At 68.3% G+C, this 25188-nt stretch carries 21 protein-coding genes; 15 read left to right on the top strand and 6 right to left on the bottom strand.

All coding sequences use genetic code 11. The features are described from left to right. Positions 1-101: 101 nt before the first annotated feature. Positions 102-908, top strand: coding sequence for a FadR/GntR family transcriptional regulator (locus MLP_RS08950; RefSeq protein ID WP_013862736.1), 807 nt, complete (start codon positions 102-104; stop codon positions 906-908). Between the two features lie 185 nt (positions 909-1093). Here the strand turns inward: MLP_RS08950 and MLP_RS08945 are convergent, their stop codons facing one another. From MLP_RS08945 to MLP_RS08935, 3 genes are read right to left on the bottom strand one after another with little or no spacing between them, the layout of a single operon-like run. Then, a complete protein-coding gene (locus tag MLP_RS08945) occupies positions 1094-2149 on the bottom strand; it encodes a CPBP family intramembrane glutamic endopeptidase (protein WP_013862735.1) in 1056 nt (351 codons plus the stop codon). 1 nt (position 2150) lies between these two features. Further along, complete coding sequence (gene gltX / locus MLP_RS08940) at positions 2151-3689, bottom strand: glutamate--tRNA ligase (protein ID WP_083843759.1); 1539 nt, start codon at positions 3687-3689, stop codon at positions 2151-2153. 49 nt (positions 3690-3738) lie between these two features. Further along, entirely contained in the window at positions 3739-4536 is a 798-nt protein-coding gene (locus tag MLP_RS08935; RefSeq protein WP_013862733.1) for a fumarylacetoacetate hydrolase family protein, read from the bottom strand. Between the two features lie 91 nt (positions 4537-4627). Here MLP_RS08935 and MLP_RS08930 point away from each other — a divergent pair, with 91 nt between their 5' ends. Continuing rightward, positions 4628-6451: an ABC transporter ATP-binding protein gene (locus MLP_RS08930; protein ID WP_013862732.1), complete on the top strand. Its 1824-nt coding sequence runs from the start codon at positions 4628-4630 to the stop codon at positions 6449-6451. Positions 6452-6505: 54 nt separating this feature from the next. Here MLP_RS08930 and cimA read toward each other — a convergent pair whose 3' ends face one another. Next, positions 6506-8167 carry a citramalate synthase gene (gene cimA, locus MLP_RS08925; protein WP_013862731.1) on the bottom strand — a complete coding sequence of 554 codons (1662 nt, stop codon included), beginning with the start codon at positions 8165-8167 and terminating at the stop codon, positions 6506-6508. 134 nt (positions 8168-8301) lie between these two features. Then, entirely contained in the window at positions 8302-9090 is a 789-nt protein-coding gene (locus MLP_RS08920) for a TetR/AcrR family transcriptional regulator (RefSeq protein ID WP_013862730.1), read from the bottom strand. Between the two features lie 217 nt (positions 9091-9307). On the opposite strand from MLP_RS08920, the gene MLP_RS08915 reads away from it, so the two are divergent. The 9 genes from MLP_RS08915 to MLP_RS28915 all read left to right on the top strand — a co-directional run bounded on the left by MLP_RS08915 (position 9308) and on the right by MLP_RS28915 (position 18517). After that, on the top strand, positions 9308-11077 hold the full coding sequence (locus MLP_RS08915; protein WP_013862729.1) for an ABC transporter ATP-binding protein: 1770 nt from the start codon (positions 9308-9310) through the stop codon (positions 11075-11077). Beyond that, positions 11074-12804, top strand: coding sequence for an ABC transporter ATP-binding protein (locus MLP_RS08910; protein WP_013862728.1), 1731 nt, complete (start codon positions 11074-11076; stop codon positions 12802-12804). The genes MLP_RS08915 and MLP_RS08910 overlap by 4 nt, the downstream gene beginning before the upstream one ends. A 64-nt stretch (positions 12805-12868) precedes the next feature. Next, complete coding sequence (locus MLP_RS08905; protein WP_013862727.1) at positions 12869-13519, top strand: MptD family putative ECF transporter S component; 651 nt, start codon at positions 12869-12871, stop codon at positions 13517-13519. Then, positions 13516-14145: an MptD family putative ECF transporter S component gene (locus MLP_RS08900; RefSeq protein ID WP_013862726.1), complete on the top strand. Its 630-nt coding sequence runs from the start codon at positions 13516-13518 to the stop codon at positions 14143-14145. The genes MLP_RS08905 and MLP_RS08900 overlap by 4 nt, the downstream gene beginning before the upstream one ends. Then, on the top strand, positions 14138-14872 hold the full coding sequence (locus MLP_RS08895) for an energy-coupling factor transporter transmembrane component T (protein ID WP_197536526.1): 735 nt from the start codon (positions 14138-14140) through the stop codon (positions 14870-14872). The genes MLP_RS08900 and MLP_RS08895 overlap by 8 nt, the downstream gene beginning before the upstream one ends. Further along, positions 14869-16359, top strand: coding sequence for an ABC transporter ATP-binding protein (locus tag MLP_RS08890; RefSeq protein ID WP_013862724.1), 1491 nt, complete (start codon positions 14869-14871; stop codon positions 16357-16359). Before MLP_RS08895 ends, MLP_RS08890 begins: the two co-directional genes overlap by 4 nt. Then, positions 16356-17621, top strand: coding sequence for an MFS transporter (locus MLP_RS08885; RefSeq protein WP_013862723.1), 1266 nt, complete (start codon positions 16356-16358; stop codon positions 17619-17621). Before MLP_RS08890 ends, MLP_RS08885 begins: the two co-directional genes overlap by 4 nt. 249 nt (positions 17622-17870) lie before the next feature. Further along, entirely contained in the window at positions 17871-18224 is a 354-nt protein-coding gene (locus MLP_RS08880; protein WP_013862722.1) for an ArsR/SmtB family transcription factor, read from the top strand. Continuing rightward, positions 18221-18517 (top strand): hypothetical protein, encoded by a 297-nt coding sequence (locus MLP_RS28915; RefSeq protein ID WP_013862721.1) that lies wholly within the window; start codon positions 18221-18223, stop codon positions 18515-18517. The genes MLP_RS08880 and MLP_RS28915 overlap by 4 nt, the downstream gene beginning before the upstream one ends. A 529-nt stretch (positions 18518-19046) precedes the next feature. Here MLP_RS28915 and MLP_RS08870 read toward each other — a convergent pair. Further along, a complete protein-coding gene (locus MLP_RS08870) occupies positions 19047-19811 on the bottom strand; it encodes an SAM-dependent methyltransferase (RefSeq protein WP_156821096.1) in 765 nt (254 codons plus the stop codon). 250 nt (positions 19812-20061) lie between these two features. Between MLP_RS08870 and MLP_RS08865 the strand changes: the two genes are divergently transcribed. The 4 genes from MLP_RS08865 to MLP_RS08850 all read left to right on the top strand — a co-directional run bounded on the left by MLP_RS08865 (position 20062) and on the right by MLP_RS08850 (position 25187). Beyond that, positions 20062-20922: an ATP-binding cassette domain-containing protein gene (locus MLP_RS08865; RefSeq protein WP_013862719.1), complete on the top strand. Its 861-nt coding sequence runs from the start codon at positions 20062-20064 to the stop codon at positions 20920-20922. After that, on the top strand, positions 20919-21734 hold the full coding sequence (locus MLP_RS08860) for an ABC transporter ATP-binding protein (RefSeq protein ID WP_041791755.1): 816 nt from the start codon (positions 20919-20921) through the stop codon (positions 21732-21734). The genes MLP_RS08865 and MLP_RS08860 overlap by 4 nt, the downstream gene beginning before the upstream one ends. A gap of 314 nt (positions 21735-22048) precedes the next feature. Beyond that, positions 22049-23422, top strand: a complete 1374-nt coding sequence (locus tag MLP_RS08855; RefSeq protein ID WP_013862716.1) for an ABC transporter substrate-binding protein — start codon at positions 22049-22051, stop codon at positions 23420-23422. 13 nt (positions 23423-23435) lie between these two features. Then, on the top strand, positions 23436-25187 hold the full coding sequence (locus tag MLP_RS08850; protein WP_197536524.1) for an ABC transporter permease subunit: 1752 nt from the start codon (positions 23436-23438) through the stop codon (positions 25185-25187). The last annotated feature ends 1 nt before the right edge of the window (position 25188 follow it).

Here is a 25188-nt window from a genome sequence, read left to right as displayed (position 1 = left end):
AAGTCCCGATTCGGCGTCAAGAGGCGATTCCAGGGCCGAGACCACTTGTTACGCGATGGTCACACCGTCGTGCCTCGTCCCGAGCGATCTAGGGTGGTGCGATGTCCGATCCGCTGCCTCCGAAGATGGCCTCCCTGATGCGGCCGATCCGCTCGGGCAACGCCTTCGAGGAGACCACGGCTCGACTGCTCCAGCTCATTCGGCTGGGCTCGGTGCGAGTTGGCGAACGACTGCCGAGCGAACGTGCGCTCGCCGTTCAGCTCGGCGTGTCACGGACGACCTTGCGGGAGGCGATCGCGGGACTTCAGCGTGCCGGATATCTGGAGGTACGCCGGGGCCGGTACGGCGGGGCCTACGTGATCGAGCCGCCACGGCCGACTCCGTTGGCGGTGGGGATCGACGCGGACCCTGCCGCATCGGGAGCTGCCGGCACGGGTCTGATCGAGTCTGGCGCGGCCGGGACCGGCTGGCCGTCGGCGGAGGAACTGGACGACGTACTGCGCTTCCGTGCCATCGTGGATGTCGCCGCGGCGAGTGCCGCCGCAGCCGCCGAACTCGACGAGTCGCAGGTCATCGCGCTCCAGCAGGCCTTGGCCGAGTGCACAGCATCCGATGATGACTCGTTCCGGCAGCTCGACTCCCGGTTACACCTGCTGATCGCGGAGTGCGCGGGAATCCCGAGTCTGCTACGCGCCGTCGCCGACGTCCGGATCCGGCTCAATCAGCTGCTGGATCTGATTCCCCTGCTGTCGATGAACCTGGACCACGGGCACGAGCAGCATCGGCACCTGGTCGAGGCCGTGATCGCCGGGCGCGTAGCCGACGCCGAACTGGTCGCGGCCGAACACCTGGCCGGCACCGAGAGCCTGCTGCGCGGCTTCCTGGGCGAGGAGGTCGAGGACACCTAGGACCGCCGGGCCAAGGATGACCGCCGGCCCTTCGAGGAGCCCGTACGCCTCGCGCCCCCGGGCCACATACGACCGCCGACCCCGCGAGAACCCCGGACGCCTCGCGCCCCCGGGCCACATACGACCGTCAGGGTCAGCACTCGACCGTCAGGGTCAGCACTCGACCCTGGCCCCGCTGGAGCCGCTCAGCGGCCGAGCGAAAGATCCGCGGTCGTACGCAGCTTGAGACCTCGCGCGACCAATAATGCGAGAGCCGCGAACACGGCAAACCCGCCCAGCTGGATGCCCGAGTCGACCCAGGTGATCGAGTCCACGGCGCGTAGGGCAGCCATCGAACTGGTCAGCCCCGCAATCAGGTACGCACAGATGTTGTTCACCACGTGCGCACCGATGCCGGCCTCCAGTCCCCCGGTACGCCAGACCAGGATCCCGGCCAGCAGACCGAAGCCCAGCCGGTTCACGAACAGCGCGGGGTTCTGCACGCCGTGCATCAGGGCGAACAGCAGCGCCGAGACGACCACACCGAAGGCGGGATGGGCAACCAGGCTGCCGAGGGCCTGCATCAGATAGCCACGGAAGAAGTACTCCTCCGCGGCCGCCTGCAGCGGTGAAGTCAGGATGATCACGATCAGGAAGCCCCACAGTCCCGACTGCGGCGACACCTTCACGTCCGATCCGCCGAACGCCAGCGGGATCAGCGTGACCGCGTTCAGGACGACGAACGCGACACCGGCGCTGATCAGCAGATACTTCCACCGCATCCGCGGTTGCACCGAGCTCAGCCACCGCGGCCGCACCTGGTGGACGATGGTCATCAGCACCCAGCAGATCGGGATCAAGGTGGCGATCCCGAGGTTCGCCGCCAGCATCCCGGCCGGCAGCTCGAAGGCCGTCGCCCGGCGACTGAAGTCCTCGAACGCGCCGGACGCGCCGGTGATGCTCCAGGACATCCCGACCACCACCTGGGTGATCACGGCGGTCATCATCAGATACAGCGACAGCCCGAACACCACGCCCAGCATCGAGCGCCACCAGGCATAGCTGGTGCCACGCAGGATCTGCGGATAGCTGGCCCCGTTCGGTGGCACCCCTTCCGGCAGCTGGCCCGCATTCTCGGCGTTGCGCGCCAACCTGGCCGACCGCGACTCCCTCGACTGGTTGCCAGCCTGGCTCGTGGGCTGATTCCCGGTCTGGCCCCTCGCCGCCGGATTTCCCGACTGCCGGCGCGACTTCTTGGCCACGTCAGTCCTGCGGCAGACCGGCGCGGGCCGCCTCGATCCGAGCCAGCGACGACTTACGGCCCAGCAACTCCAACGACTCGAACAGCGGCGGGGAGATCTTCTTGCCGGTCACCGCCACCCGGACCGGGCCGAACGCCAGCCGCGGCTTCAGCCCCAGCCCGTCGATCAGCGCTGTACGCAGCGCGGCCTCGATCGATTCGTGGTCGAACGGCTTGACCGTGCGTAGCGCCGAGGCAGCGGCGTCGAGCACTGCACCGGCGGTCGCCGGCAGCGCCACGGACTCGTCGATCACGATCTCGGCGTTAGGGGTGAACAAGAACCTGATCAGCTCCACGCCCTCGGACAGGGTGGTCATCCGTTCCTGGATCAGCGGCGTCGCCCCGACCAGCCGATCCCACTGCTTCGGGGTCGGCGGATCCGCGACCAGCCCGGCGCCCTGCAGGAAGGGCAGCAACTGCTCGGTGAGCTGCTCGGTGGACAGCCGGCGGATATGCGCGGCGTTGATCGCCTCACACTTCTTGGCATCGAAGCGAGCCGGGTTGGCATTGACTCGCAGGATGTCGAACACGCTCACCATCTCCTCGATGGTGAACACGTCACGATCGTCGGCGATCGCCCAACCCAGCAGCGCCAGATAGTTGAGCAACGCCTCGGGCAGATAGCCCTGCTCGCGATACTCCTTCAGCCCCGATCCCTTGTCCCGCTTGGACAGTCGACGATTGCCCGAGCCCAGCACGGTGGGCAGATGACCGAAGGTCGGCACCCGCCCGGAGCCGACACCGATCTGCGCCAGCGCCTGATAGAGCACGATCTGCCGCGGCGTCGACGGCAGCAGATCCTCGCCACGGAGCACGTGGGTGATCTCCATCAGCGCGTCGTCGACCGGGTTCACCAGCGTGTAGAGCGGCTCCCCGGTCCCCCGGACGAGCACATAATCCGGCACATGGACCGGCTCGAAGGTGATCTCGCCCCGCACTAGGTCATGGAACGTGATCGGCGCGTCGGGCACCCGCATCCGGATCACGTAGCTGCGGTCTTCGGCCTCGAAAGCGGCCACTTGATCGGCGGTCAGCTCGCGGCAATGCCTGTCATAGCCCGACGGCGCACCCTTGGGCCGGGCCGCCTCCCGCGCCTCCAGCTCCTCGCGGGTGCAGAAACACCGGTACGCGAAACCGGCCGCCAGCAGCTTGACGATCACGTCGGCATAGATCTCGCCGCGCTCGGTCTGGATATAGGGACCGTACGGGCCGCCGACCTGCGGACCTTCGTCCCAGGTCAGCCCCAGCCAGGTCAACGCGTCGGTCAACCCGCTGTAGGACTCGGCCAGGTTCCGGCCGGCGTCGGTGTCCTCGATCCGGAGCACGAACGTGCCGCCGTAGTGCCGGGCGAACACCCAGTTGAACAAGGCGCTGCGCACGTTGCCGACGTGCAGGTTGCCGGTCGGCGACGGCGGGAAGCGGACGCGTACCTGCTCGGGTGCGAGATCGCCGAGCACCGGGTCGGCAGCCGTATCGGGGGCGGTGGTCGTGGTGGTCAACATGCTCACTTTCGAATGCTTGCTTTCGAGCGGGACTGCTAGGTGATGAGGGCTATTTGCTGATGACCGTGTTGGTCAAGGTGCCGATGCCGTCGACGGTGATGCTGACCTCATGGCCGGGCAGCAGCTCGCCGACACCCTCCGGCGTACCGGTCAGGATGACGTCGCCGGGCAACAACGTGGTGAACGAGCTGATGTAGACCACCAGTTCGGTGATGCCCCGCAACATCAGCGAGGTCGATCCATGCTGTCGCTGGATGCCGTCGACGGTGGTGGTGATCATCGCGTCGCTCATCTCCTCGATGGACTGATGCGTGGTGATCCATGGTCCGAGTGGGCAGAACGTGTCGTATCCCTTGGCCCGGGCCCACTGGCCGTCGCTCTTCTGCAGATCCCGGGCGGTGACGTCATTGGCCACCGTGTAGCCGAAGATCACGTCCTTGACCCGCTCGGCCGGTACGTCGCGACAGATCCGGCCGATCACCACGGCCAGCTCCCCCTCGTACGAGAGTCTGGTGACCGGTTCGGGATAGATGATCGGCTCATCGGGTCCGATCACCGAGGTGTTCGGCTTGAGGAAGATCAGCGGGGTCGTCGGCACCTCGTTGCCCAGCTCCGCGGCATGCGCGGCGTAGTTGCGCCCCACCCCGACCACCTTGCTGCGCGGGATGACCGGGGCCAGCAGTCGTACGCCATCCAGCTCGTGCCGCTCGCCGGTCAGCTGCACCGGCATGGACAGCGGATCACCGGTGAGCGTGGAGACGGTGTCGGGGTGTTTGCCCCCATCGGCGGCCAGCTCTACGATCCCGAAGACGGGATCGGAACCGGTGGAGAAACGGGCGACGCGCATTCCGCCAGCCTAACGGCCGCGGGGAACACGGACGTTCTCAACCACCGACTAACACCGGGCCGCCCAAGGCTGAGGTGGAACGATTCAGCCCATGCCCACTGTCTTGGATAGCCGCGCTCCGCGCTCCGCCGATCCGGTGAGTGATGCCGATCGTCCGCTGCGGGCGCTGTGGCGGCGCTACACGGTCTATCGGGCTCGGCTGATTCTGGCCTTCACCTTCTCGGTGATCAACAAGGTCGCCGACGTGATGCCCGAGCTGCTGATCGGCGCTGCGGTGGATGTCGTGGTGCGCGGTGACCAGTCGTTCGTGGCCGACGTGCTGGGCGTGGAGTCTCGCTATGCCCAGCTCGGCTGGCTGGCCGTGATCAACGTCGTCGTCTGGCTGGTCGAGTCCGGGTCGGAATATCTCGCCGAGGTGCTCTGGCGAAATCTCGCCCAGGGCATCAAGCACGACTTGCGGATGGAGGCGTACGACCACGTCCAGCACCTCGATCTCAGTTGGCACGAGTCCCGCTCCAGCGGATCGACGCTGGCGATCTTGAACGACGACGTGAACCAACTGGAGCGCTTCCTCGACGTCGGCGCGCCGGCAATCATCCAGACCGCGCTGAACGTGATCCTGGTCGGCGGCGTGTTCGCGATCGCCTCCACCCAGCTGCTGGTGCTTGCGTTCCTGCCGATCCCGGTGATCATCGTCGGCTCGCTGATCTTCCAGCGGCGGCTGGAGCCGCTCTATGCCCGGGTTCGCGAGGCCGTCGCCGACCTCTCCGCCGCGCTGTCGGCCAACCTGGCCGGGATCGCCACCATCAAGGCGTTCACCGCCGAAAATCACGAGTACGCCCGGATCAGCAAGGCGTCGCTGGCCTACCGGCAGGCGAACAGCAACGCGATCCGGACCGCCGCGGCCTTCGTCCCGCTGGTCCGCGTCGCGATCCTGACCGGCTTCACCTGCACCCTGCTGTTGGGGGGTTGGGCGACCCTCAACGGCACCCTGGAGGTCGGCATGTACTCGGTGCTGGTCTTCATGACCCAACGGCTGCTCTGGCCGCTCACCGAGGTGGCCGAGGTGCTCGATCTCTACCAGCGCGGTCGAGCCTCGGCAGCCCGACTGCTGCGCCTGCTCGACGAGCCGGTGATCGTCCGGCAGGGACACGCCAGCCTGAACCGACCGGTCGCCGGAGGTCTGGAACTGCGCGGTGTCCGGGCCGGGTATGCCGACGGGCCGGACGTGCTCAAGGGAATCGACATGGTCATCCCGGGCGGCGAGACGCACGCCGTCGTCGGCTCCACCGGGGCAGGCAAATCGACGCTGCTTCGGCTGGTGCTGCGGTTCAGCGATCCCCGCTCCGGCCAGGTGCTCTTCGACGGTCGGGACGTCCGCGACCTCGACTGGGACTCCCTGCGCGGATCGATGGGCTACGTCGCCCAGGATGTGTTCATGTTCGCCGGCAGTATCGCGGAGAACATCGCGTACGGCCGGCCGACCGCCACCCGTGCCGAGATCGAACACGCCGCCCGCGCGGCCGCGGCCTGGGAGTTCATCGAGGCGCTGCCCGACGGTCTCGACAGTTGGGTCGGCGAACGCGGCGTCACCCTCTCCGGCGGTCAGCGGCAGCGTCTCGCGCTGGCCCGGGCGTTGCTGCGCCAGCCGGCGATCCTGGTCCTCGACGAGGCGACGAGCGCCGTCGACAACGAGACCGAGGCGGCGATCCAACAGTCACTGCGGGTCGCCACCGCGGACTGCACCGCGCTGGTCGTGGCGCACCGGCTCTCCACCGTTCGGCATGCACACCGCATCTGGGTGCTGGACGCGGGACAGATCGTCGAGTTCGGCACGCACGACGAATTGGTCGCGGCCAACGGAGCGTACGCGGCCCTGTGGCGGGTGCAGACCGGGATGCTGGCCACCGACTGATCCCAAGCCCGAGTGACCACCGGCGGCCGGGCTACGCCAGAGATCAGAGGAAGGTCAGACGGCCGCCGGCTCCGGGTTGACGCTCGGCGCAGCCTCGGCCACCGTGACCGCTGCCTTGCCGCCGGTGGGGTTGTCGGCGTGCAGCAGCCCGTACAGGTAGCCGTCGCTGAGCGCCTCCCAGGAGGCTTCGATGATGTTCTGGCCGACCCCGACGGTGGTCCAGATCTTGTGCCCGTTCGTGGTCTGGATGAGGACGCGTACGGTCGCATCGGTGCCGTGCCCCTGGTCGAGGATCCGGACCCGGTAGTCGACCAGCTCGAACCGGTCGACTACCGGGTACGCGGGCTGCAGGGCATTCAGCAGAGCATGGTCGAGAGCATTGACCGGTCCATTGCCCTCGCCCACGACCCGCTGTTCCTGCCCTTTGGCGCTCAGCCGGACGATGCACTCGGTGTCGACCTCACCACCGCCGTGGGACTGGGTGAAGACCCGCCACGAGTGCACGTCGAACAACGTCGGCAACTCCCCGAGCTCGCGACGCAGCAACAGCTCGAAGCTGGCGTCGGCGGACTCATAGGTGTAGCCGGCGGCCTCGGCTTCCTTGACCTTCTCGGTGATCCTCGCCGCCAGCTCGCGGTCGGAGAGGTCGAAGCCGAGCTCGGATCCCTTGATCTGGATGTTCGCCCGGCCTGCCATGTCCGAGACGAGCATCCGCATGTCGTTCCCCACCTCGACCGGGTCGATGTGCTGGTAGAGGTTGGGATCGACCTTGATGGCGCTGGCATGCAGGCCCGCCTTGTGGGCGAACGACGACAAGCCAACATAGGGCTGACGAGCGCTCGGTGGAACGTTCGTCACTTCAGCGATCGCGTGCGATAGCCGCGTCACCTCTTGCAGTGCGCCGGCTGGCAGCAACTTCCAGCCGTATTTGAGTTCTAGGTTGGCCACGACCGTGACCAGGTCGGCGTTGCCGGTGCGCTCGCCGTAGCCGTTGATCGTGCCCTGGACATGCATCGCGCCGGCGTCGACCGCCGCCATCGTGTTGGCCACCGCGCAGCCGGTGTCGTTGTGACAGTGGATGCCCAGGTTCGCACCCGTGGTGCCGGCCGCACCGACGATCTCGGTGATCCACGGCGGCAGCATGCCGCCGTTGGTGTCGCAGAGGATGACCACCTCCGCACCGGCCTCCGCGGCGGTGTGCACGACCTCGAGCGCGTACGTGGGATTCGCCCGGTAGCCGTCGAAGAAGTGCTCGCAGTCGACGAAGACCCGCATCCCCTCGCTGCGCAGATGCGACACCGTGTCGGCCACCATCGCCAGGTTCTCCCGGAGCGTGGTTCGCAGCGCCTGCTCGACGTGCCGATCGTGGGACTTGGCGACGATGCAGGCCACCGGGGCACGGGAGTCGCGCAGCGCTGCCGTGAGCGGATCATCGGCGGCCTTCATGCCGACCCGGCGGGTGAAGCCGAAGGCGGTCAGGGTCGCGTTCTGCAGCGGCACCGCACCATCAGCCATCGCCGCGAAGTACGCGGTGTCGCTCGGATTCGCGCCCGGCCAGCCGCCCTCGATGTAGTGCACGCCGAGTTCGTCGAGCAGTGCAGTGATCGCCAGTTTGTCGTTGACGGAGAGGTTCAGACCCTCTTGCTGCGACCCATCTCGGAGGGTCGTGTCATAGACATGGAACGGGACCGGCGCTGGCCTGGCGGGGGTGGACATCTGCAGGATTCCTCAGTTCTCTTGGGGTCGGTGTGCCTCGGGCAACAAAAAACCTCCCGCGATGACACAGGAGGTTGGCGCGCTGAGGGCTTCAGCGCGCTAGATGATAATCACCAAGGACGACACAAGCTCAGTCATACACCATCACAGCCGGGATGGCCAGCATCTGTCCGTGATGTGGCATCGTGCCGCACCGCGGCAGAGGGGGCAGCCGGCGACGGGACCGAGCTGCGAAACCCGGACTGCAGGGCGACGTCGAGCCCGGCAATGGTGGTGTCCACCACGAAGCGGTAGTAGTCCCAGCGCACCCGCGCGGCGGTCTCCCCGCCCTCCGCAAACGGCCGGATGAGGCTCTGACCCATCACCCGGACTCCCGCCGACGCCGTTGGCATCTCCTGGAACTCGGCCATCATCGTGGCGTGATCACGGGGGCCATCGCCCTCATGTTGCAGCCGGTCGTCGCTCATCGAGACCGTCAGCATGGCGTTGTTGAGCAGCACCGCATAGCCGAGACCAGCCCGGTCGCCGAACCCTGCCCGGTCAAGAACGGACATGCCGGCCTCGAGGACAGGGAGCACGGCCGGGAGCGTCGGCCCGTGCATGAGCATCCACTTCGCCGTCCCCGGATATTCCGCAGCGCGAGGACCGGCGGAGCAGAGCAGCGTACGGAACCACTCCTGCCAGGGCAGGTCCTCCGCGGGCGGCTCGATCCGTACCAACATCCGCTCGACGACCCTTCGGCACAGCAGGTCCTTGCCACCGACATGGTGGTAGATCACCGAGGCAGCTACGCCGAGCCGAGTCGCGAGGTCGCGGATCGACCAGCTCATCAGGTGCGACTCGCGAGTGAGCTCCACGGCCGCATCGATGACCCGATCCGGAGTCAGACCGACATGGAACGATCCCGGACTTGTCACTGTCACGATGGCTCCTCCGACTGGCGTGCTCTGGTTGATTGCTCCGACTGGCGTACTCAGACCGCCCGAACGTACCTGGCCGCCGTCCGCCAGCAGAAGTCGAGTAGGTCAGGCTCATCACATGAGGTAAGGCTTGCCTTATTCACGAGACCGTTCCAAGATTAGAACACTGTTCACCTTAGTATGTGACAATCGTTCTCAATAACTTGGGGAAGGAGACGGCATGGACGAGTCGTTCTTCGCGCCGGTGCGCGGCAGTCTCGCCGGAATCATCACGCTGAGCGTGCTCGGGGCAGCCAGCGGAGTGATCCCGTTCATCGCGATCGTCGAGCTCACCCGTACGTTGCTGCCCGCGCTGTCTGGTGACGACATCGACGCCACCCGAGTATGGGTGATCGTCGCCGTGGCAGTAGCAGCATTGTTCGTGAGCTTCGGGGCTGCGTTCCTGTCGGGGCTGGTCAGCCACTTCGCGGACGCCGAGCTACAGCTCTCGCTGCGGAAGCGGATCGTGCGTCACTTGCAGCGGCTGCCGCTGGGCTGGTTCGACCGGCGCACTTCAGGCTCCGTACGCAAGCTCGTCGAGAACGACGTCGTTGCCCTGCATCAGCTCGTCGCGCACGCCATCCACGACGTCGTCACCGCGATCACCGTGCCCGTGATCAGCCTCGCCTACCTGTTCGTCGTGCAGTGGCAGCTGGCCGTGGCGGCACTGGTGCCACTGATCGTCACCGCGATCCTCTATCCGGTGCTGATGCGTGGCGGTGCGGAGAAATATCGCCAGTACGACGAGTCCACCGCCAGGCTCTCGGGGGCGACCGTCGAGTTCGTGCACGGCATCGCGGTGGTGAAGCGGTTCGGGCAATTGGGCCGCAGCCACCGCCGATACCGGGACGAGACCACGAAGTACGTGCAGTTCGTCGGCGAGTGGACCCGGGAGACCGCCGCGATGTTCACCGTGATCGAGATCGTCACCTCCCCGGTCGTGGTGTTGGTCTGGCTGCTCACCGTCGGCATCTGGCTGGTCAACTCAGGCGCCGCGCCCCCGATCGACGTGCTGCCCGGTCTATTGCTGGGCCTCGGCCTGACGAGTCCGTTGATGAAGCTCGGCGCCTCCGCGCAGTTCCTGCGCAACGCCACGAAGGCGCAGCAGTCGCTCGCCGAGTTCTTCGCGCTGCCACCGGTCGCACTCCCCGATGCGCCGCGCAGCCCACAGGGCCACGAAGTCGCCTTCGAGGAGGTCTCCTTCAGCTACGACGGCGAGCATCGGGTGCTGCGAGAGATCGCCGCAGCCTGCGCGCCGGGCACCGTCACCGCTCTCGTCGGCGCGTCCGGCTCCGGGAAGTCCACCCTCGCCAAGCTTGTGCCCCGCTTCTACGACGCCCAGGCCGGCACGGTGGCGATCGGCGACGCCGACGTACGCCAGGTCGCCGCGACCCAGCTGTACCGGGAAGTCGGGTTCGTGTTCCAGGACGTGCAGCTGCTGCGCGCGAGCATCCGCGACAACATCCGTCTGACCAGGCCGGACGCCACCGATGGGGAGGTGGAGGCAGCAGCCCGCGCGGCGCAGATCCACGAACGCATCCAGCGGTTCGATCGCGGCTACGACGCCGTGGTGGGCGAGGACGCGAATCCCTCGGGCGGGGAGGCGCAACGGGTGACGATCGCGCGGGCGCTGCTCGCCGACACCCCGGTGCTCGTCCTGGACGAGGCGACGGCGTTCGCCGACCCCGACTCGGAGGCGGCAATCCAGCGTGCGCTCAGCACCCTTGCCGCCGATCGGACGGTGCTGGTGATCGCCCATCGACTGCACACCATCACCGGCGCCGATCAGATTCTCGTCCTGGAGGACGGCCGGATCGTCGAGCGCGGCACTCACCCCGAGCTCGTCGCCCTGGGCGGCAGATTCGCTCGGATGTGGGCCGACTACCAGGCGAACCATGCCCGGTCACTTCCCGAAGGAACCCTGTCTCTTCCCGAAGGAGCCCTGCGATGATCCGCCGGCTGCTGCACTACTCATCCGCGGATGCACGCCGGCTGCTCGTCACCGAGCTGGTGTTCATCGTCGGCACGGCGGTGCTGCAGGGCATCGCCTTCCTGCTGCTCGTCCCGCTGCTGCGGGCGCTGTTCCTCGGCGACATCGACGCGGCACGCTCCTGGCTGACCGCGGTCGCCGCGGTCGGGGCCGGGTATGTGCTGACGACCTGGTTCGCCAGTCAGATCGGCATGAAGGCGAGCGGTGCGATGCTCGACTCGCTGCTCAGCCGGCTCGGTGACCGGCTGGTCGAGCTGCCCGTGGCCTGGTTCGGCGCCGACCGGTCCGGGCTCATCGCCGGCGTCGCGACCCAAGGGGCGATGTTCGTCTCCAACATGCCGTACGCGATCCTGCGGCAGATCCTGATCGGATTCATCACCCCGGGCACGGTGCTGATCGGGATGTATGTCTTCGACTGGCGCCTCGCCGTGGCGATGACCGTGATGGTCCCGGTGTTGATGATCGGCTATCGGTGGCTGCGGAACACGATCGGCCGCGGCGACGCCGTCCACGCGGAAGCCGTGGCGGATGCCTCCAATCGCGTCATCGAGTTCGCCCGGGTCCAGCCCGCTCTACGTACCGCCGGCGACGGATCGATCGCCGACCGACTGGTCGAGGATGCGCTGCAGAACCAGCACCGGGCCTACCGCGGCATGCTCGTCACCGGTGGCGCCGGCATCGCGACCTTCGCCGGCCTCGTCCAGCTCTCCTTGACCCTGTTGCTCGTCGTCGGGGCCTATCTCGCCATCGGCGGCACCGTGGACATCGCGACCCTGATCGCACTGCTGGTGCTCGGTGCGCGCTTCAACGAACCCATCGTCGCGGCGGGTGATCTCGGTGGCGGGGTCGCCGTCGCTCGCACCACCCTCGACCAGCTCGACCGGCTCGCCGCGGTCGAGGCGCTGCCCGAACCGGTCGATCCTCAGGCCCCCGCGGCCTGGAACATCGAGTTCGACGACGTCACGTTCGGCTACGGCGACACTCCCGTGCTGCGGAACCTGTCCTTCACCGCAGCCACCGGAGGCATGACGGCGATCGTCGGACCGTCCGGCTCCGGCAAGACCACGATCACGAAACTCATCGCCCGGTTCTACGACCCCGAGGCCGGCACCGTGTCGATCGGCGGCGTACCGCTTCCCGAGCTCGGCACCGCCGTGGTCGAGGCCGCGGTCGCACCGGTGTTCCAAGACGTCTATCTCTTCGACGACACGATCCTGAACAACGTCTGGCTCGGCAATCCCGAACTGTCGCGCGAGGAGGTCATCGCAGCCGCCACGCGCGCCCGGGTCGACGAGCTCGCCGACCGGCTACCGGGCGGCTGGGATGCGCGGGTCGGCGAGGGCGGGTCCAATCTCTCCGGCGGCGAGCGCCAGCGGGTGTCCATCGCCCGGGCGCTGCTGAAGGATGCTCCGATCGTGCTGCTCGACGAGGCCACCGCCGCTCTCGACATCGGCAACGAGATCGCGATCGGTCAAGCCGTCGATGCCATCCGCTCCGACCGGACGCTGATCGTCGTCGCCCACCGGCTGCAGACGATCATGACCGCCGACCAGATCATCATGCTGGACGGCGAGGGCGGCATCCGCGAGACCGGCACCCACCTCGAGCTCCTGGCCGCCGGCGGCGCCTACGCCCACTACTGGACCGAGCGGGTCGACGCCGCCGGCTGGCAACTCGCCCACGACTGACTCTGCTCGGACCCGCGTACGTCGCCTGCACCTGAACCCACCGCTGACCTCGAAAGGACCCGACGTGAACGAGACCACTGCCGGCACCAACCGCACCCAGCCCGACGCCCGCGACGAGCGACCACGGCCGTCCGTACGTTTCTCCGCCCGCGACCTGCTGAACGTCGCGATCTTCGCCGTCATCTACTTCGTGATCGTGTACGCGATCGCCATGCTCGGCATCGTCAGTCCCCTGGTGATGCTGGTGACTCTGCCGCTGGCGGCCATCGCCGCCGGCATCCCGTACCTGCTCTTCCTCACTCGGGTCCGACATCCGGGCATGGTCGCGCTGTTCGGCACCGTGCTCGCGTTGCTGTTCCTCATGACGGGCCAGCCCTGGCAGAGCACCCTGGTCACGATCGGTCTCTCGCTGGTCGCCGAAGTGGTCCTTCGAGCCGGCGGATACCGGTCGAAGTGGGCGGCGATCTGGACCTATGTCGTGTTCTCGGCGTGGTTCGTCGGCCCGTGGATCCCGTTCTTCCTCGACCAGGAGGAGTACCTGCGTGGCCGTGGAGTCGAGGCGATGGGCGAGGCCTACATGCAGAGCTTCGCGCAGGTGGTCACGGTGCCCGCCGTGCTCATCATGGTCGCCGGCACCCTGGTCTGTGGCTTCCTCGGTGCTCTGTTGGGCACCGCGCTGCTGCGGAAGCACTTCCAGAGGGCCGGCCTCGCGTGAGTGTCGACCCGACGACCGGTACGCCGCCGCGGCCGAAGCCCTCCACTCGTTTCAGCGCGCGGGACCTGCTCGACACCGCGATCTTCGCCGTCATCTTCATCGTGGTCACCTATGCCACCGGGCTGCTCGGCATCGTCTCCCCGGTGGTCTGGCTGCTCGTCGTGCCACTGCAGGTCGTGGCCAGCGGGATACCCGTCATGTTGTTTCTCACTCGGGTGCGGCATGCCGGCATGCTCACCCTGTTCGCAGGCGTCGTCGCACTCTTCTATCTGCTGGGCGGCAACACGTTGCTCGGCACCGCCTGGATCATCGTGCTCGGACTTGTCGCCGAGGTGATCCTCTGGTCCGGACGCTATCGGTCGAGGTGGGCGGCGATCTGGGCATACACGGTCTTCGCGCTGAGCTTCTTCACCCCCTTCCTGCCGCTGCTCGTCGACCGCGACAGCTACCTCGCAGACTCGACCTGGACACAGATGGGGTCGGACTACGTGAACGCCGCCGATGCACTGCTCACCTTGCCGGTGCTCGGCATCGTGGCACTCGTCATCGTGATCACGGGGCTCCTGGGCGGGCTGCTCGGCTCCGCGCTCCTCCGGAAGCACTTTGTCCGCGCCGGTCTTGCCTGACCTCCGGTCCCTGGCTGCCGCCACCCCGCGGCAGCCGGGACTGGATCCACGGTCCAAGATCCTCGTGCTGCTGATCTGCAGCATCGTCGTGATGAGTCCCGGCGGACTGCGGTTCGTCCCTGCCGTGCTGATCCTTGCCGGCGGTCTCGCCCTGTCGGCGCGGGCCTGGCGACGCGCGCTCGGGCTGGCGGCGACCGCGACCACGATGTGGGTGCTGGGCTGGCTGCTTCCACTGTGGTGGCCGAACGCACTCGTCGCGATCGTGGCGCTCACCTGCAGCTATCTGATTCGTTTCGTCGCCACAGTCGGGGTCGGGATGCATCTGATCGCGACGACCTCGCCGACGCAACTCGCCGCCGCGTTCCGCGCCTGGCGGATTCCACGCCCGATCTCGGTGACGCTCGCCGTCATGCTCCGCTTCTTCCCCGTTGTCGGGGCCGAGGCTGCGGCGGTCTTGGACGCCATGCGGCTGCGTGGGCTCGCCGGGACAACCGGACTGGTGCGCCACCCCGTACTCACACTCGAACGGTTCACCGTCCCGATGATCGCCGCGAGCCTGCGCGCCAGCGAGGACCTCTCCGCCTCAGCCATCCTCCGCGGACTCGGATCCCAGCACACACCGACCGCGATGCACCCGCCACGCTTCAGCAGCGGCGATCTCCTCCTCATGCTCGCCTGCGCCGCGCTCGCCGTCGCGTCCCTGGTCCTTCCGGCGCCGCTGACATGATCCGCATCGACCACGTCACCTGGACCTATCCACACGCCGAGCAGCCAAGCCTGCGCGATCTCGAACTGCACCTCGAACCAGGCGAGTTCGTGATCTTGTGTGGTGCGAGCGGGTCCGGCAAGTCCACCGCTCTCCGGCTCATGAACGGACTCATCCCGCACTTCCACGAGGACGGCGTTCTCACCGGCGCAGTCACGGTCGACGGCCTGATCACCGCCGACGCCGAGCTGGATGCGCTCGGCCTGGTCACCGGCACAGTGCTGCAGCACCCGAGGCGTCAGTTCTTCGCCGACACCGCCCCGGAGGAAGTCGCCTTTGCGATGGAGAACTTCGGCTTCCCGCCGGACGAGATCCGCGCTCGCGTCGCCGAGACGGTCGATGAGCTGTCCGCCAGCGTGCCGGTCGGACAGCGGCTCCGGGATCTCTCTGGCGGCCAGCAGCAACAGGTCGCGATCGCGGCGGCGACCGCGCACCGCCCCCGCATCCTACTGTTGGACGAACCCAGCTCCAATCTCTCGGCCGACGCCGTACGCCGGCTGATCACCATCCTTGCCGGACTCAAGGCTCGTGGCGTGACGATCGTGGTGGCCGAACACCGGCTGCGCTATCTGGAGGACCTCGTCGATCGGGTCGTCGTGATGCGGGATGGTGCGATCGACGCCGCCTGGACAGCCGCCGACTTTCGCGCCGTACCGGATTCCGAGCTCGCCCGCGAAGGGCTCCGCGGGATGCTGAGCACCGTCCAACTGCCGGTTGCCTCGGCCTCGGGCGCCAGCGTGCTTGGCGGGACCCCCGCCTCGGACGTACCCGACGGCGAGCTCGAGCTGGAGGCGATCCGCTGTCGTCTCGGTGGCCGCATCGTGCTCGACCTCGATCGGGTCAGCTTTGCCGCTGGATCGGTCACCGCGATCCGCGGCGTCAACGGGGCCGGGAAGTCCACCCTGGCCCGGATCGTGACCGGCCTGCAGCGCAGTGCCGGCACGGTGCGTCTCGATGGAAAGGCCCTGGGCCGCAGGGCTCGCCAACGGGCGAGCGCCATCGTCATGCAAGACGTCCAGCGACAGCTGTTCACCGACAGCGTCGCGGCCGAGATCGACCTCGCGAGTACTGATGCCCCACGTACTCCCCGCACGGCTCCCGACGCGCCTCCCGACCCGACCGGGATTCTTGACGCCCTGGATCTCGGCGCCCTCGCCGAACGGCATCCGCTGTCGCTCTCCGGTGGCCAGCAGCAGCGACTCGTGGTGGCGGCTGTCCGGGTCCAGGGGCGGCGCATCGTCATCTTCGACGAGCCCAGCTCCGGCGTCGACCGCCGCCATCTGCGGTCCATCTCCGACCAGATCCGCCACGTCGCTGCCGATGGTGCCATCGTGCTGCTCATCAGCCACGACGATGACCTGCTCGCCCGCGCCGCCGACCGACAGCTTGTCCTGACCCCTGCTGATCCTGCGCTCAGGCAGCACCGATCGTCGAAGGAGATCCGATGACCACGCCCACCCGCGAGCCGGCCCCGGAGACGACGGCACCGCGTCCGCAGGTCCCACTGCTGCTCGCCGCGGTGTTCCTCATCTACCTCGGTCAGATGACGCTCAATCCGATCATCGCCCCGCTGTCCCGCGAGGTGGGACTGGCCGAGTGGCAGATCGGCGTGACGATCAGCACCGCCGCCGTCATGGTCGTGCTCACCAGTCAGGTCTGGGGTCGCACGTCCCAGTCCTGGGGGCGCAAGCCGGTGCTCGTCGCGGCCTTCGGCCTCGCGGTCGTCGCGATGGCGCTGTTCGCTCTGCTGGCTTCGCTGGGCATGGCAGGGCTGGTCAACGGAACGCTGCTGTTCGTGCTCTTCGTACTGCTCCGCGGGGTCGGCTTCGGTACGGCAATCGCTGCGGTGCCGCCCACTGCGCAGGCCTACATCGCCGATGTCACCCCAGATCAGGCCGCTCGAGTCAGGGGCATGGCCGGCATCGGTGCGGTGCAGGGGATCGCCATGGTGGTCGGCTCCGTCGTCGGCGGACTGCTCTCGGTCTTCGGCCTCATCACCCCGCTGGTGGCCGTACCGGTCCTCCTCAGCGCAGGGCTCGCTCTGATCGTCTTCCGGCTCCGCCGCGAACCCCGCCACGAGCTCGTCCAGACCCCCGCCAGAATCAGCCCCCGCGACCGCCGTGTGTGGCCCTTCCTGCTGGCCGGCTTCGGGATGTTTACCGCGCTCGGGTTCATCCAGGTCATCACCGGCTTCATCGTCCAGGACCGCCTCGGACTCGACGCCGAGACCACCGGTCTTCTCACCGGCGCTGCCCTACTGGCCGCAGGACTGGGCATGATCCTCGCCCAGGCCGTCATCGTCCCCCGCAGCGGCTGGGCGCCGGCAACCCTGCTGCGGGTGGGAGGGATCATCGCTTTCGCCGGCTTCGCCCTGCTCATCATCGACGCCGGACCGATGCCGTTGTTTGCGGCCATCCTGCTGATCGGTCTGGGTCTGGGCATCGCCATGCCCGGCTATACCGCCGGCCCCACTCTGCTGGTCAGTCGCGAAGAGCAGGGCGGACTCGCCGGGCTCATCGGCGCGACCACCGGACTCACCTTCGTCGTGGCCCCGACTGCCGGGACGGCCTTGTACGGACTCTGGCCGCCACTGCCGATCATCGCCGGCACCGCGATCATGGGCATCGTCGCCGTCTTCGTCCTCGTGCACCCGCGCTTCCGACGGCTGCCGGCCGAGCCGGCCGGCGCCGACCCCGGCGCCGAGAGCTGACCTTCGGTACTCGCGTCACCGGTGTTCATGCCGGTGTGCGGCGCGCTTCCCTTCGTACCATCGCCAAGTGAGCGCTCACTCGCTGGTGCGCGGTGGTTGCTTCAAGTCACGCGAAGCAACAACAAGGCACCTGTCGATGCGGCTGATCACCCAAAGCCGGGCCGATGGTGGAACTCAGGTGAAGTGAGAACCATTCTCACCAACATAGTCACATTGCAATCTGTTTATATGTGTGCTGAGATGGAGGCCATGGACGCGGAACCGGGGCTTGCCGAGGCCGCGCAGCTGTTCAAAGTCCTCGGCAACGAGTCGAGGCTGGGACTGCTGCAACTGATCGGTGCGGAACCGCGCACCGTCGGGGCTCTCGTGGAAGCGACCGGCATGTCACAGCCGCTCGTGTCGCAACACCTGCGGACGTTGCGCCAGGGCGGTCTGGTGACGGCGAGCCGAGCCGGCAAGGAGGTCACGTACCGCCTGGTCGACCATCACGTTGCGCACGTGATCGCCGACGCGCTGATCCACGTCCGAGAGCCCGTCGCGGCCGAGTCCGCCGACGAAACCCCATCCCATTCCGCACAGTCAGAACACAAGGAGACAGCATGACCAGCACCGACGTCCACGCGGAGCACACCACCGCCGAGCACGAACACGGCACGGACTGCGGGCACGAAGCAGTGCAGCACGACGACCATGTCGACTACATCCACGGCACCCACCGGCATGCCCTGCACGGTGACCACTACGACGAGCACGAGTCTGTCGCCGAGCACACTCCCGCCGATCACGCTCACGGCGACGACTGCGGCCACGAAGCCGTCCAGCACGGCGACCACGTCGACTATCTCCACGACGGACACAAGCACGCGGCTCACGACGACCACTACGACGAGCACTGACCCGGCTCGACCGCGAGGAGGTCGAGGGGATGTCCGGTGCCTGCCGGACATCCCCTCTTCGTCTCTGGCAAGGACTTCCGGCTATTTGCGGCCGACGGCGCCAGACGTACCGGCCTGACGAGAGGACCTGCGGTCGTTGTTGACCCCGCGGCGCCAGACGTACGCACCAGCCGCGAGACCTACGGTCGTCCTTGGCCCCGCGGCACAAGACGTACGGGCATTCCGCCTAGCCCGCGACCACCTGTGGCCCGGCGGCGCGAAACGCACCCCAGGTACGCACGCCGGCGCGCGCCTGTGGCCCCACGGCGCCAGACGTCCGCACCACCCGCGGGACCTACGGTCGTTGTTGGCCCCGCGGCGCAAGACGTACGGGCATTCCGCCTAGCCCGCGATCATCCTTGGCCCGGCGGCGCGAAACGCACCCCGCGTACGCACGCCGGCGCGCGTCTGTGGCCCCGCGGCGCCGAACGTACGCACCACCCGCCTGAGCCGCGATCACCGGTGGCCCCGCGGCGCCAAACGTTCCTCGTTACGCCCGTTCTACGAGCCAGTGCACTCCGTCAGCCAGCGGCACCAGGCTCAGACCGACCGCTTCAGCCTCGACGGCCACCACGGCGGGAGCCGGATGCCGATACTCGTACTCTGCCGTGTCCTCGGTCAGCACCCGCTCGCCCTCCAGGCAGAGGTAGCTCATCCGCCACCGCATCAGCTCAGTGTCGACCGGCCACGCCTCGGCGATCCCGCGGTAGCTCAACTCACCGATCGTCGCGGCCGTGAACTCGTACGGCTCCACCCGGCGCGGCCGTTCGGGCTGCTGCAGATCGAGCAGCGCCGCACCGCCCTCAGGCAGCCGGGCGGCGAGCTCGGCCAGCACAGCGGCCCGCTCGCCGGGATCGAAATGCCCGATGACACCAAGCAGGATCGCGCCGCCGATACGTTCGGGCAGTGACGCGGAGAAGAAGTCCTCCGGTCGGACTGTGACCCGTCGATACCACTCCGAGTGCGCAGCAATCCGCGACAGGATCAGCGAGCGCATCGCCCGGCTCGGTTCCAGGGCGACTACCCGCGCGTCGGAGAGGCGATCGAGCATGACAGCGGCGTTCACACCAGATCCCGCCCCGATGTCGAGGATCGGCCCCACCTCCGGCCGCAGCCTCGGCATCAGTTCGTCAAGCGCAGCCAACTGCACCGACCGATAGGGAGCCGCAAAGAGGTCGTACGCGCCGGCCGTGGCCGCGTACTCGTCGACCTTCGACGCACCACTGCTCAGCACCGGACGTGGCGACACGGGCATCTCCTTACGGTCTCCAATGAGTGTGATTCGCAGGACTGGGCTTGCCACACCGTAACTGAATGACAATGATTGTCAAACCCACCGGCACTCGTGGACTGGCGTGACGAGATCGACTCGCCTGCTCTATGCTCGGCCACTATCTGTTGACAATGACTCCCGTTTCCATGCCGGACTTCCGTTCCTGGGAACGAGATCTGCAGTCACGAGTTCCACCCACAACAGAAGGGGGCGTCAGTTGAGCGGATTGGTCGTGCGCAACTTGACGATGCGGGTCCACGGCCGCACCTTGGTCGACGGCGTCGACTTCTCGGTCGAACCCGGTGAACGGCTATGCCTGCTGGGGGCCTCAGGGTCGGGGAAGAGCCTGACCGCTCGCGCCGTCGTCGGTCAGTCACTGCCGGGGATGACGCTGTCCGGCCAGGTCCTCGTCGATGGATGCGATGTGGCCGGACGGCCGCCGTCGCGGCGTCCCGCCAACGCCCGGGTGGCGATGGTGTTCCAGGACTCCGCCTCCGCCTTGCACCCGCTGATCACCATCGGTTCGCAGATCGGCACCACGCTGCGCCGCCACGGCGTGCCGGCAGCGACGGTGCGCAGCGGAGTCGACGATCTGCTCGCCTCGGTGGGCCTCGATACGCCGGGTATGGCGTCCCGGGTGCCGAGCCAGTTGTCCGGCGGCCAGCGACAGCGTGTCTGCATCGCCCTCGCCCTGGCCTCCCGGCCCGGCGTGTTGGTCGCCGACGAGCCGACAACCGCCCTCGATGTGGTCGCCCAGGCCACCGTGCTCGAGGTGCTCCGCCAACAGGTCGGGGCGGGCACCGCACTGGTGTTCATCACCCACGATCTGGCGGTTGCCACCAGCCTGTGCGAGCGGGCGGTCGTCCTGGCAAGTGGTCAGGTCGTCGAGGAGGGCCCGTTGCCGGAGTTGCTGTGGCAGGCCAAGCATCCGTACACCCAGGAACTGTCCGCCGCCGCATACGCCCAGACCCTGCCGTCCGATCAGACCCTGCCGTCCGATCAGACCCTGCCGTCCGATCAGACCCAGCCGTCCAGTCAGCCTCTGCCAACCGATCAGACCCTCCGAGCCGATCGGGCTGCGTGGGCACGATGACGACCACGGAGTCCCAAAGCTCGGTGTTCGCCCAGCTCGACCAGGTCAGCCGACGCTATCGCATCCCCGGTTCGTTGTTCCGCCGCGGCGGCGAGCGCTGGCGTACCGTGCTGCACGACATCTCCATGCCCATCGACGCAGGCGCGACGATTGCGCTGGTCGGCAGCAGCGGCGCCGGCAAGACGACGGTCGCCCGCTGTCTGCTGGCGCTCGACCCCGTCGACGAGGGGTCGGTCAGCTGCCAGGGCCGACCGGTGCTGCCAGGTTCGGTACGGCAACTGCGGTGGTTCCGCCAACTCGTCCAGTACGTGCCGCAGGATCCCGCTTCCTCGCTGGATCCACGCCGACCGGTACGCCAGCTGGTCGCCGAGCCACTGCGCCGGCTCGGGGTCGACGGCAACCACGCCGAGCTGGTCGCCGACGCCCTCGAACAGGTCGGGCTGGATCCTGCGCTGGCCGCCCGGCGCCCCGGCGAGATCTCCGGCGGCCAGGCCCAGCGGGTGGCCATTGCCAGAGCGATCGTCACCCGGCCGCGCCTGCTGATCGCCGACGAGCCGGTCAGCGGTCTCGATCTGCCGTTGCGTCGCCAGATCCTCGAGGTGCTGGCCCGGCTGCACGCCGAACAGGGCACAGCGCTGCTGCTGGTCTCGCATGACCTGGCCGCGGTCGTGCACCTGTGTCAGCGGGTGATCGTCCTCGATCAGGGCCGGATCGCCGAAGCCGGACCCACCACCCAGCTCTTCAGCCAACCGGAGCACCCGGCCACCCGTCGGCTGCTGGCCGCCGTGCCGCGGCTCCCCGTCCCTGCCTGATCAAACCTGACCAGGCCTGGCCAAACCTGCGAGACCCCACCCTCAAAGCCAAACCATGACAAAGAACGAAGGAAGATCTGTGACTACCCCCATCCCCGTCTGCCCCATCCCCGTCTGCCCCATCCCCGTCTGCCCCATCCCCGTCTGCCCCATCCCCGTCTGCGCTGTCACTCCGGCAACGAGCACCTCACTTTCGTCGCGCTGCACTGGCTGCGGTCTGCACCACGGCGGCCCTGGCCCTCACCGGGTGCTTCACTCCGGCCCAGTCCGACAGCTCCGGCTCCGGCGAGGGTTCCCAGCGGATCCGGCTGGCAATGCTGCAACCGCCCCGCTCCGGCCTCACGCCACTGAGCGACGACGCCTTCAAGCTGTCGCGCTGGCAGACCGCCGAGACCCTGATCGTGCTGGATCCCAACGGCGATGCCCAACCCGCCCTGGCCACCGAGTGGAAGCAGACCGACCCGCATACCTGGGAGTTCATCATCCGCTCCGGCGTGACCTTCCACGACGGCACGCCGCTGACCGCCGAGCGGGTCGTCGCCAGCCTCACCGCGGCCACCAAGGCCAGCCCGAAGCCGCGCATCCTGGACGGCACCGAGCTGAAGATCACGGCGGTCGGCGACGACACGGTCAAGATCACGACCTCCGACATCGATCCGCTGCTGCCGCAGCGCCTGTCCAGCCCGCAGTTGTCGATCCTGGCGGCGAAGGCGTACGGGAAGAACGGTGTGGTCGACCCGATCGGTGCCGGCACCGGCCCGTTCCTCCTCACCTCGGTGAACGGCACCAGCAGTGCGCACCTGGACCGGTACGACGGCTACTGGGGCACCAAGGCGGCGGCTCCGGGCATCGACGCGGACTTCGTGCCCGATGGCGCGGCTCGGGCGGCTGCCCTGCGCACCGGTACGGCCGATCTGGTCGAGGCCATTCCGGTCGCCCAGGCTCCGCTGCTGGACCAGGCGCTGGTACACGAGGTGCCGATGCCACGGACCAACACCCTCTATCTGAACACCGAGAAGGGACCGTTCGCCGACGCGAAGAACCGGGAGATTGCCGCGGCCGCGATCAATCGGAAGACCATCGTCGACACCGTCTATGAGGGTCGGGCCGATATTGCTCAGGGCCTGCTCGGACCGGCGCTGCCCTGGGCGGCCGACCTCCGCCAGCCCACCACTGCCCCGTCGCCGGGCAACGCGGACGGCGCATCGATCACCATCGGCACCTTCACGGATCGGCCCGAGCTGCCGGAGGTGGCAGTGCAGTTGCAGCAGCAGTTGGAGGCCGCCGGCTTCAAGGTCAAGCAGGACGTACGCGAGTACGCCCAGATCGAGTCCGACGCGCTGGCCGGGAAGTTCGACGCCTTCATCCTGTCCCGGGCGACCGTCCTCGATTCGGGTGACCCGGTCGCGTACCTGTACAGCGATTTCGCCTGCGACGGATCGTTCAACATCTCCCAGCTCTGCGACAAGGGCGTGGATGCCGCGATCCAGCAGGCCTCCGAGACCGCTCCCGGACCCGAGCGACGGACCGCGATCATGGCCGCCGAACGGGCCGTGCTCGACACGCATGCCGCCGTACCGATGCTGCACGAGCGGGTGATCCAGGGCGAGGCGTCGGGTCTGTCCGATGCGGCGCGCGATCCTCGTGAGCGGCAGCTGGTGCTGCCCGGCACGGCCGTCAACCGCTGAGCAGGGACCGTCGGTGATCGCGACGTTGCAGCGGTGGCCCGGGCTGATCACGGCCGGCTCCCGCGTCCTCACCACGGCCGCGGTGATCGTGCTGATCGGCGCATTGCCGTGGCTGTCCGGCGCCGATCCGGCCCGGACCATCCTGCGGGCCCGTTCGGCCGAGCAGGAGGCCACCCCGGAAGCTCTCGAGGCGATCCGCACCCAGCTCGGGCTGGATGCCGGACCGGTCACCATGTTCGGTCGCTGGCTGGCCGGGCTGCTGCGGGGCGACGCCGGTCTGTCTTGGGTCTCGGGTCGGCCGGTATTGCCCGGCATGCTCACCGCGCTGGGGGTATCGCTCACGCTGATGGTGTTCGCCGCCCTGGTCGCCCTCGTGGTCGCCGGGCTGATGTGCATCCCGACCATCCGGCGCGGCCTGGCAGGCAAGGATGCCCGGACCTCGGGCATGGGCGCGGTGGCGTTGACAGCGCTGCCGGAGTTCCTGCTCGCCACGGCGCTGTTGGTCGTGGTCGCGGTTGGTCTCGGCTGGCTGCCGCCGTACGGCTGGGAGGGCCTGCAGTACGCCATCCTGCCCGCCCTCGCGATGGGACTACCGGCCGGTGGGCTGATGGGCAGACTGCTCGCCGATGGACTGGCGACCACCTTCGCCGAGCCGTGGGTGGTCACCTGGCAGGTGGCCGGGTACTCCTCCGCCGCGATCGTGCTCGCTGCGGTCCGCCGGACGGTGCCCTCGATCACCAGCCAGCTGGCCCTCACCCTGGTTGGGTTGTTGGGCGGCGCGGTGGCGGTCGAGCGGGTCTTCGCGATCCCCGGACTGGGCCGGGCCACACTCGGCGCGGCCGTGGCCCAGGATCTGCCGACTCTGCAGGTCGGCATTCTGCTGCTGATGGTCATCGCCTTGCTACTGGGCGGTGCGGGTGCACTCGCCCGCCGATGGCTGCTCGGCCCGGCGCTTGCGGCCGGTCAACTGCCGGCCTCGGCGCCGCGGACTGCCTCGGGTCGGACGGCCTGGATCGTGCCGGGCGTCATGACCGCGTTGCTGATCGGCTTGGTGATCGCCGGCATCAGTCGAGACCCCTACGCCTCGACGCTCCCCCGGCTCGCCCCGCCCAGCGCCGCCGCTCCGCTGGGTGCCGATGCCTCCGGCCGGGATCTGTTGGCACGGGTGTCGCACGGGGTGGTGACCACGGTGACCGCTGCTCTGGTGGTGGTCTTCGTCTGCCTGCTGATCGGTCTGGTGGTCGGGCTGGTGCCGCGGATCGGCGCGGGCCCGATCGAGGTGACCAACGCGATGCCACCGGTGATCGCGGGGCTGCTTGTTGCGGCGGTCGCCGGCGGCAGCCTGGTCGGTGCCGCGATCGCGGTGGCCCTCACCTGCTGGGCTCCGTTGGCCGCGCACACCGCCGCGCTGGCCGAAGAGACCCGAGGCCAACCGCACGTACGCATCGCTCCGGTGCTGGGGGTCGGCGCCGCCAGCGTGCTGCTGTCCTACGTGCTGCCGGCCGTGCTCGGTCCGGTGACCCGGCACGCGATGCTCCGGCTGCCCGGGATCGCGCTGGCCATCGCCGGGCTGGGGTTCCTCGGCCTGGGTCCGCAGCCACCCCAGCCAGAGTGGGGACTCATCCTGGGCGAGGGAATGCCGTACGTGGAACGCGCCCCTTGGGCGGTGCTCGCGCCGACCCTGGCGCTGATCGCCCTCTCCGTGCTCGCCGTCTCGGCCGCCAACCTGGCTCCACGCGGCCGTGCCGGGCAGCCGTCCGGGTAGG

Source organism: Microlunatus phosphovorus NM-1 (assembly GCF_000270245.1).
GTDB classification, from domain to species: domain Bacteria; phylum Actinomycetota; class Actinomycetes; order Propionibacteriales; family Propionibacteriaceae; genus Microlunatus; species Microlunatus phosphovorus.
This window is presented reverse-complemented; position numbering and strand designations above follow the sequence as displayed.